This is a genomic window from Micromonospora echinofusca (genome assembly GCF_017614955.1).
GTDB classification, from domain to species: domain Bacteria; phylum Actinomycetota; class Actinomycetes; order Mycobacteriales; family Micromonosporaceae; genus Micromonospora; species Micromonospora echinofusca_A.
Window position 1 is genome coordinate 1 of record NZ_WVUH01000263.1, and the last position, 10,330, is coordinate 10,330.

At 74.7% G+C, this 10,330-nt stretch carries 2 protein-coding genes and 1 pseudogene; all 3 read right to left on the reverse strand.

Annotated elements, in window-relative coordinates; translation table 11 throughout:
• On the reverse strand, nt 1–560 hold a 560-nt coding region (locus GSF22_RS24460), incomplete at its 3' end, for an aminotransferase class III-fold pyridoxal phosphate-dependent enzyme (RefSeq protein ID WP_208816079.1).
• A gap of 39 nt (nt 561–599) precedes the next feature.
• Nucleotides 600–7,052, reverse strand: a complete 6,453-nt coding sequence (locus GSF22_RS24465) for an amino acid adenylation domain-containing protein (protein ID WP_439957803.1) — start codon at nt 7,050–7,052, stop codon at nt 600–602.
• 6 nt (nt 7,053–7,058) lie between these two features.
• Nucleotides 7,059–10,187: pseudogene (locus tag GSF22_RS35830) on the reverse strand (non-ribosomal peptide synthetase); the annotation flags it as partial.
• Nucleotides 10,188–10,330 lie beyond the last annotated feature (143 nt).

Below are 10,330 nucleotides of genomic sequence, written 5' to 3' on the forward strand. Positions count from 1 at the left end.
TCCTCGTACGGCACGAACCCCACGTCCTGCCCGCCCACCCCGCCGGCCCGCCGGGCCCGCCGGCTGCCGGTCACCGCCAGGGACCCCCGGGACATGCCGTGGTACGCCCCGGTGAACGCGACGATCCCGCGCCGGCCGGTGGCCTTGCGGGCCAGTTTGAGCGCGGCCTCCACCGCGTCGGTGCCGGTGGGGCCGCAGAACTGGACCTTGTAGTCCAGCCCCCGGGGCCGCAGTACCGTCTCCGCGAAACAGGTGAGGAACTCCCGTTTGGCGACGGTGTGCAGGTCCAGTCCGTGCAGCACGCCGTCGTCGGCCAGGTAGTCCACCACCCGTCGCTTGATGAAGCTGTGGTTGTGTCCGTAGTTCAGGGTGCCGGCGCCGCAGAAGAAGTCGATGAACCGCCGACCGTCCTCGGTGAACAGGTCGGCCCCCTTGGCCCGGTGGAACACCGCCGGGAACCGGCGGCAGTACAGCCGTACCTCCGACTCCAGGTCCGCGAAGACGGCCGTGCCGTCCCCGTCGGCCCGCCCGGTGGTGACCTGGTCCGCGCTGACGGTCATGGGATGTCCTCTCGGCTCGGGGTGGGTGGATGCGCCGGCTCAGCGCCGGTCCGGCTGGGCCAGCAGGGCGTCGACCTCGTCGTCGGAGAGTTGCGCGATCTCGTCCGCCACCGCCGCGTGCACGACGTCGGCGAGCGCCGCGACGGTGGTCGCCTCGAACAGCCGCCGCAGCGGGACGTCCACCGCGAACACCGCGCAGATCCGGGCCAGGACCCGGGTCACCAGCAGCGAGTGGGCACCGAGCAGGAAGACGTCGTCGTGGACGCCGACCTTGTCCACGCCGAGCAGTTCGGCCCACAGCCCGGCGATGATCTCCTCGGTGTCGTTGCGGGGCGCCAGGTACGACCGTTCCAGTTCCGAACGGTCGACCTGCGGCGCCGGCAGGGCCCGCCGGTCGACCTTCCGGCTCGGGGTCAGCGGCAGCTCCGGCAGGAGCATCCAGACCGACGGGCACATGTAGTCGGGCAGCCGGTCGGCTGCCAGCAGCCGCAGCGCCGGCACGTCGGGCGGCGAGTCGTCGTCGTGGCCGACCAGGTAGGCCACCAGGCGCCGGTCTCCGGGGTGCAGGTCGCGGGCGACCACGGCCACCGCCCGCACCGACGGGTGCCCGGCCAGCACCGCCTCGATCTCGCCCAGTTCGATCCGGAAGCCGCGCAGCTTGACCTGCTGGTCGATCCGGCCGAGGAACTCGACGCTGCCGTCGGGCAGGTACCGGACCAGGTCCCCGGTCCGGTAGAGCCGGCCTCCCGGTTCGGTGCCGAACGGGTCGGGGACGAACTTCTCCGCGGTCAGCGCGGCCCGCCGGTGGTACCCCCGGGCCAGCCGGACCCCGCCGAGGTGCAGTTCCCCGGGCACCCCGACCGGTACCGGCCGGCCGGCGCCGTCCAGGACGTACGCCCGGGTGCCGGGTACCGGCCGGCCGATCGGCAGGGCCGCCTCGACCCGCTCGCCCGGCAGGTCGCCGGTGACCGGGTGCAGCAGGCAGGTGACGGTGGCCTCGGTCGGGCCGTAGTTGACCAGGAACCGGCCGGGCAGTCCGGTGGCCGCCCAGCGTCGGGCGTCGTCGACGGTGACCACGTCGCTGCCGACGTTCATCAGTCGCAGCCCACGCAGCCGCGCGTCGCCGGGCCGGACGTGGTGCATGACCTCCCGGTAGTAGGCCGGGGTGATCTCCATGATGGTGATGCCGTGTTCGGCGACCCGGTCGGGCAGTTCGGCCGGGCTCCAGAACAGCGGGTCGGCGACCACGATGGTCGCCCCGGCCAGCAGGGTCGCGGCGATCTGGTCCATCGCCACGTCGAAGGTGAGCGCGGAGAGCAGCACCACCCGGTCCCCGGGGGTGATGTCGTACGACCGGGCGATCACCGCGCAGTGCTGGGCGTACGAGCGGTGTCCGATCAGGACGCCCTTGGGCTGGCCGGTGGAGCCCGAGGTGTAGATCATGTAGGCGAGGTTGTCCGGGCCGACCGACGGCGCGGGATCCTCGGCGGACCGGCCGGCGATCCGGTCGGCGTCACCGTCGAGGCGGACCAGGGGGCAGCCCACCCCCGCCAGCCGGTCGGCGAACCGGTCGGTGGTGACCACCAGCCGGGCCGTCGCGTCGTCGATCATGAAGGCCAACCGGTGCACCGGGTGCTCCGGGTCGACCGGCACGTACGTGCCGCCGGCCTTGAGCACGGCGAGCAGGGCGACCACCGCGTCGGGGCCACGTTCCAGGCAGACCGCCACCACCGTCTCCGGGCCCACCCCGGACGCGCGCAGGTGCCGGGCCAGCCGGTTGGCGCGGGCGTTGAGCTGCCGGTAGCTGAGCCGGTCGGCACCGAAGGTGACCGCCACGGCGTCCGGATGGGCGGCCACCCGCCGCTGGAACAGCTCCGGTACGCAGCCGGCGGGCTCCTCGGCGGGTACCGCGTTCCAGTCCCGCACGAGCTGCCGCCGTTCGGCGGTGGTGAGCAGGTCCAGCTCGCGCAACGGCACCGTGGGCCGGTCGGTGACCGCCCGCAGCAGTTCCAGGTAGTGCCCGGCCATCCGGTCGACGGTGGCCCGGTCGAACAGGGCGGTGGCGTACTCGAACAGTCCGTGCAGGCTGCCGTCGGCGCGCCGGGCCAGGGAGAGGGTGAGGTCGAACTTCGCGGTCCGCCACGGTGCCGGTACCCGTTCGGTGGTGACGCCGTCGAGGCGCAGCGGTTCGGCCGGCGCCGGTTGCAGCTCGAACATCACCTGGAACAGCGGGTTGCGGGACGGGTCCCGCTCCGGCTGGAGGTCGTCCACCAGCCGTTCGAAGGGCAGTTCCTGGTGGCTGTACGCGTCGACGACGTCCTGTCGGAGCCGGTCGAGCAGGCCGGTGAAGGTGGGGTCGCCGGACAGGTCGGCACGCAGGACCACGGTGTTGATGAACAGCCCGACGACGTCCTCCACCTCCGGTCGGGTCCGGCCGGCGACCGGGGTGCCGACCGCCACGTCGGTCTGCCCGGTGTACCGGGACAGCAGGGTCGTGAAGACCGCGAGCAGCACCACGAACGGGGTGACCCCGTGCCGGCGGGCCAGCGCGGTCACCGCCGCCGCGAGGTCGTCGGGTACCACCAGCGGGAGCAGGTCGCCCCGGGGGTCGCGGGTGGCCGGTCGGGGCCGGTCGGTGGGCAGTTCCAGCGGCGTCAACCCGGTCAGCCGGTCCCGCCAGTACGCCAGGTCCGCGCGGCAACCCGGGCCCGCCGACCAGCGGTCCTGCCAGGCCGCCACGTCGGCGTACTGCACCGGTGGGGGCGCCGGCGGCCGGGCACCGACGGTCCGGGTCCGGTACAGCATGCCCAGTTCCCGGTTGAGCACGTCCAGCGACCAGGCGTCCACGGCGACGTGGTGGGCGACGAGCGCGAACAGGTGCGTGTCCGGGGCGGTACGCACCAGCAGGACGCGCAGCGGCCACTGCCGGTCCAGCGCGAAGGGCACCGAGGTCTGCTCCCGCACCAGCTCCCGGGCCCGGGCCTCGGCGTGCTCCGGCGGCAGGCCGGTCAGGTCGACCGGGCGGATCCCCAGCGGGGCGGGCGGGTCGACCACCTGCACGGGTGTGCCGTCCTCGGCGAGGTAGCGGGTACGCAGCACCTCGTGCCGGGCCACCAGGTCGTCCACCGCGCCGAGCAGGGCCGCCGGGCCGAGCGGCCCGCTCAGCCGTCGGACCAGCGGCACCAGGTACTCGCTGCTGCCCGGTTCGAGCTGGTCGAGGAACCACATCCGGCGTTGCGCGGACGTGGTCGGCAACGGGCCGGTGCGGGGCACCGGTACGACCGGGCCGACCGGGTCGGGTCGTCCCGGGCCGTCGGCGGTGAGCAGTTCGGCGATCCGGGCGACGGTACGTCGGGCGAACACCTCGGCGACGGGCACCTCGATCCCGACCGCGGACCCCAACCGGAACACCAGCCGGGTGGCGAGCAGCGAGTGCCCACCCAGGGCGAAGAAGTCGTCGTCGGCACCGACCCGGTCCCGGCCGAGCACGTCGGCGAAGACCCGGGCGACGGCGGCCTCCGCCGGGGTACGCGGCGCCAGGTGGGCCGCCGGGGCGGTGTCCAGGCCCCGCAGGCCGGGCAGGGCGGCCCGGTCGACCTTGCCGCTGGCGGTCAGCGGCAGCCCGGCCAGCGGACGCAGCACCGACGGGACCATCGACCCGGGCAGCCGGCGGTCGAGGTGGTCCCGCAGCGCCGCCTCGTCCACCCCGGCACCGGCGACCGGTACGACGTGCGCGACGAGCCGCTGCTCACCGTGGTCGTCGCGGTACACGTCGACGACGGCCGCCTGCACCTGCGGGTGCTCGGTGAGGGCCGCCTCGATCTCGGCCGGTTCGATCCGGACCCCGTTGAGCTTGACCTGCCGGTCGAGCCGGCCGAGGTACTCCAGGCAGCCGTCGGCGCGGCGGCGGACCCGGTCACCGGTGCGGTAGAGCCGCTCCCCCGGTTCCTGCGGGTACGGGTGGGGCACGAACCGTTCGGCGGTCAGGTCGCCCCGTCCGACGTACCCCCGGCCGAGCCCGACCCCGGCGACGCAGAGTTCCCCGGCGACCCCGATCGGGGCGAGCCGGTCCTCGGCGTCGAGCACCAGGATCCGGGTGTTGTCCAACGGCTGACCGATGGCGACGATCTCACCCGGTTCGTTCCCGGTGTACCGCCACGCGGTCACGTCGATCGCGCACTCGGTCGGCCCGTACGTGTTGACCAGCTGGACCGGCACCCGCGCGAGCAGCCGGTCGCAGAGCGCGACGGGCAGTGGTTCGCCCGCGCAGCACACCAGCCGCAGCGCGGTGCAGGTGGCCAGGTCGGGCTGCTCGACGAGCAGCCGCAGCACCGACGGGACGACCTGGAGCACGGTGATCCGGTGTGCGGCGACCGCCCGGACCATCGCCGCCGGGTCGCGGGGTACCCCGTCGGCGGCCACCACGACCGTCGCACCGCAGGTCAGCGGGGCGAGGAACTCCCACATCGCGGCGTCGAAGCCGACGGTGGTCTTCTGCAGCACCCGGTCGCCGGGGCCGAGGCCGTGTTCCCGGACGGTCCAGAGCACCCGGTTGCGGATGGCGGCATGGCTGATCACCACCCCCTTCGGACGGCCGGTGGAGCCGGAGGTGTGCACGATGTACGCCGCGCCGTCCGGGTCGACCGCCGGCAGCGGCCCGTCCGGCCGGCCCGCGACGACGTCCGCCTCGGTGTCGAGCAGCACCACCCGCACGTCCGCCCCGGGTGGCCCGGTCAGCACGTCGGAGGTGCTGACCAGCACGGTGGCGCCACTGTCGGCGAGGACGTAGGCACGGCGTCCGTGCGGATGGTCGGGGTCGATCGGCACGTGCACCCCACCGGCGGCGTGCACGGCGAGCAGGGCGACGACGAGACCGGCGTCCCGGCGCAGCAGCACCGCGACGGGGGTCTCCGCGCGTACCCCGGCCGCCCGCAGGTGGTGGGCGAGGCGGCGGACCCGGCCGGCGAGGTCGGCGTAGCTCACCTGCTCCGACGCCGCCACCACGGCGACCGCATCGGGTGTGCGGACGGCCTGGGCGGCGATCAGTTCGGGCAGGCAGCCGCCGGGGGGCGCGACGGCGACGTCCTGCCAGCCGGTGGTGAGCTTCCGGCGCTCGTCGGGGTCGAACAGGTCCAGCCGGTCCACCGGCTGCGCCGGGTCGGCCAGGGCGGCGGTGAGCAGGTTGCGGTAGTGCCCGGCGAGTCGGGCCACGGTTTCCCGGTCGAACAGGGCGGTGGCGTACTCCAGGCCGCAGCGCAGCGCGCCGTCGGCACGGCGGCGGACCGACAGCATCAGGTCGAACTTGGCGACCGGCCAGGACACGTCCACCGGTTCGACGGTCACCTCCGGCAGTGCGAAGCCGGCGGACTGCGGGTGGTGTAGCTCGACCAGCACCTGGAACAGCGGGTTGCGCGACGGGTCCCGCTCCGGCGCCAGTTCCTCGACGACCCGTTCGAACGGCACGTCGGCGTGGGCGTAGGCGTCCAGGGCGACGTCGCGTACCCGGTCGACGAGGTCACCGAAACCGGGGCGGCCGGTCAGGTCGGCGCGGAGCACGACGGTGTTGGCGAAGAACCCGATCAGCCGTTCGGTCTCCGGCCGGTTGCGTCCGGCGACCGGGGTGCCGACGGCCAGGTCGGTCTGCCCGGTCCAGCGGGCCAGTACGGCGTACCAGGCGGCCAGCAGCACCATGAACGGGGTGGCCCGGTGCCGCCGGGCCAGGTCGTCGACGGCCCGGCCCACCTCGGCGGGGAGGTCCACGGCGAGCCGGTCGCCCCGCTGGTCGCGCACCGCCGGTCGGCGCCGGTCGGTGGGCAGTTCCAGCGTCGGCAGGTCGGCGAGCCGGTCGCACCAGTGCGCCAACCGCTCTGCGGCGGCGGGGCTGTCGGCGTGCTGCCGCTGCCACACGGCGTAGTCGGCGTACTGCACCTCAGGTGGCGCGGGCGGCTGCTGGCCGGTGCGGTGGGCGGTGTAGTGGCGGGCGAGTTCGTCGGCGAGCAGCCCGGCCGACCAGCCGTCGGAGACGATGTGGTGCAGGGTCAGCAGGAACAGGTGGTCGTCGGCGGCGAGCCGGGCCAGGGTGGCCCGGGCCGGTACCCCGGTGGTCAGGTCGAACGGCCGGCGCAGGTCGTCGGCGACGAGTCGGGTCAGTTCCGCCTCGCGCCGCGCCGCCGGCAACGTCGTCAGGTCGGGCCGGTCGACCGGCACGGTCGCGTCGGGATCGACGACCTGCACCGGTTCCCCGTCGCGTTCGGCGTAGCGGGTGCGCAGCACCGCGTGCCGCTGCACGGTGCCGGCCAGGGCGGCGAGCAGCGCGTCGGGGTCCAACGGTCCGCGTAACCGGAGCGCGACCGGTACCAGGTAGTCGGTGGCGTGCGGGGTCATCCGGTCGAGGAACCACAGCCGCTGCTGGGCGAAGGAGAGCGGCAGCGGTCGGTCGTGGGCCACCGGCCGCACCGGGCTGCCGTCGCCGGTGGCGGCGGCGGAGAGCAGGTCGGCGAGGCGGGCCACGGTACGCGCCGCGAACACGTCGGCCAGCGGCAGCGCGACGCCGAAGAGGTCCCGCAGCCGGAACGCCATCCGGGTGACCATCAGCGAGTTGCCGCCGAGGGCGAAGAAGTCGTCGGTGACGCCGACGGTCACCCCGTCGAGCAGGTCGGCCCAGACCGCCGCGACGGCCTGCTCGGTCGGGGTACGCGGGGCGACCCGGCCGGTGCCGGCGTCGAGCCGGTGGGTGTCCGGGTCCGGCAGGGCCCTGCGGTCCACCTTGCCGCTGCTGGTGGTCGGGACGGCGGCCAACGGCACGTAGCTGGCCGGCACCATGTGCTCGGGCAACACCCGGGCCAGGTGGGCGCGCAGTTCGGCCACCCCGGGCAGGTGCCCGGGGGTCGTCGGGACCAGGTAGGCGACCAGTCGCGGGTCGGTCGTGCCGTGGGCGACCACCACCGCCTGGCGGATACCGGGGTGTCCGGTGAGGACGCTCTCGATCTCCCCCGGCTCGATCCGGAAGCCACGGATCTTCACCTGGTCGTCGATCCGGCCCAGGTATCCGATGCTGCCGTCGGGCAGCCGCCGGACCAGGTCACCGGTGAGGTAGAGCCGCTCGCCGGGGACGCCGGCCAGCGGGTCGGGCACGAACCGTTCGGCGGTCAGCGCGGGCCGGCCGTGGTAGCCCCGGGCGAGCTGCACGCCGGCCAGGCAGAGCTGCCCGGCCACGCCGACCGGCACGGGGCGCAGCTCGTCGTCGAGGACGTGCGCCCGGGTGTTGGCGATCGGCACCCCGATGGTCACGGGTCGGCCGGGCCGGCACCGGGTGGCGGTGACGTCGACGGCGGCCTCGGTCGGGCCGTACAGGTTGTGCAGTTCGCAGCCGACCCGGGTGTGGAACTCCTCGGCCAGGTCGTCGGGGAGCGCCTCGCCGCTGCACACCACCCGGCGCAGGCCGGGCAGGTCCGCCGCGTCGGGCAGCGCGGCGAGGAAGGCGCGCAGCATGGTCGGTACGAAGTGCACCGTGGTGACCCGGGCGGCGGTGATCAGTCCGGCCAGGTACTCGGGGTCGCGGTGCCCACCGGGGCGGGCCAGGACCAGGGTCGCCCCGGTCGTCAACGGCCAGAAGAACTCCCAGACCGAGACGTCGAAGCCGAACGGGGTCTTCTGGAGCACCCGGTCGTCGCCGGTGAGCCGGTAGGTCTGCTGCATCCAGCGGAGCCGGTTGACGATGGCCCGGTGGGTGACCAGCACGCCCTTGGGGCGACCGGTGGAGCCGGAGGTGTAGATCAGGTATGCCGGGTGGTCGGGGTCGACCGCCACCTGCGGTTCGTCGGCCGGTGCGGTGTCGGTGTCCCGCACGTCGAGCACCCGGGCACCGTGGCCGGTGACCAGGTCGGCGAGGTCGGCGCAGGTCAGCACGACCGGCGCGGCGGAGTCGGCGATCGTCACGCCGAGCCGGTCCCGGGGGTGTTCCGGGTCCAGGGGCAGGTACGCCCCACCGGCCCGGAGCACCCCGAGCAGGGCGGCCACCAGGTCCGGGCCCCGGTGCAGGCAGACCCCGACGACGCTCTCCGGCCCGACGCCGAGGGTTCGCAGCCGGTGGGCGATCCGGCCGGCGCGGGCGTGCAGGGCCGCGTACGACAGCTCGACGCCGTCGGCGACGACGGCCGGCGCGTCCGGGGTCCGGGCCACCTGCCCGGCCAGCATCCCGGGCAGGGTCACCCCGGTCGGGTACGCCACCGTGGTGTCGTTCCACGCCGCTAGCTCGGCGAGTTCCGCCCCGGACAGCAGCGGCAGTTCGGGCAGCGGCGTGTCCGGCCGGGCGAGCGCGGCACGCAGCAGCCGGACGTACCCGTCGGCCAACCGCTGGACGGTGGCGGCGTCGAAGAGCGCGGTGGCGTACTGCACCCGGGCGGTCAGCGTGCCGGCGGGGGTGACGGTGCAGTCGAGGTTGAGGTCGAACGGTGTGCCGACCAGCGGGGTGGGCAGCAGCTCGACGTCGAGTCCGGGCAGTCCCACCGGTGCGGCGGCGTCGTTGCGCAGCGAGAAGTTGACCTGGTAGAGCGGGTTGCGTGCCGGGTCCCGCTCCGGGGCCAGCTCCTCGACGACCTGCTCGAACGGCGCCTCCGCGTGACTGAAGGCGGCCAGCGCGCGGGCCCGGACCCGCGCCACGAGCGTGTCGAAGGTCGGCCGCCCCGACACGTCGCCCCGGACGACCACGGTGTTGACGAACAGACCGATCAGGTGCTCGGCCTCCGGTCGGGTCCGACCGGCGACCGGGGTACCGACGGCCAGGTCGGTCTGCCCGGTCCACCGCGACAACAACGCGTACAGCACGGCGAGCAGCACCATGAACCGGGTCGAGCGACGCTCCCGGGCGAAGCGGTCGACCTCGGCGAGCAGGTCCGGGGGGAGTTCGAACCGGAGCACGTCCCCGGCGCCCCGCCAGACCGGTGGCCGGGGCCGGTCGGTGGGCAGTCGCAGGGTCGGCAGGTCGGCGAGCTGGTCCCGCCAGTGGTCGAGGTGGCGGCGCAGCCGTACGCCGCGCAGCCGGTCACGTTGCCACTGCGCGAAGTCGGCGTACTGCACGGGCAGGGCCGGCAGCGGGTCGGGCGTACCGCCGGTGCGCTGCGCGTAGCCGACGGCCAGTTCGCGGGTGAACACCGCCCAGGACCAGCCGTCGAAGGCGATGTGGTGCACCACCACCAGCAGCAGGTGGTCGTCGGGCCCGAGCCGGGCCAGGGTGGCCCGGAGCGGGGCCGCGTCGGACAGGTCGACGGGCCGGCGCAGTTCGTCGGCGGCCAGCGCGGCGATCCGGTCGACGGGGTCGGCCGGGGCGTCCCCGGCGACGGTCAGGTCGACCCGGTGGAGCGTCGGTTCGGTGTACGGCTCGACCTGCTGGCAGGGGGTACCGTCCGGCGCGACGTAGCGGGTCCGCAGCACCTCGTGCCGCGCGACGATCGCGGCGAGGGCCCCGGTGAGCGCCCCGACGTCCAGGCGGCCCCGGACACGCATGGCCATCGGCAGCAGGTAGTCCGGGGAGCCGGGGCGCAACTGGTCGAGGAACCACAGCCGCTGTTGCGAGAACGACGTCGGCCGGGCTGGGGCGCCCGCGCCCCGGTTGCCACCGTTGTCCACCGGTCACCTCCATCCCGCGTCGGACGCCGGGCGCGTCCGCCGACCGTGGGCCTACCGAAAGGCTGCGGGGCGGGGCGGGATGGCAACAGGGAAGGAGCAGCAGAGTGGAACCGCGCGCCTTGCTGCGCGTTTGTCTCTACGAC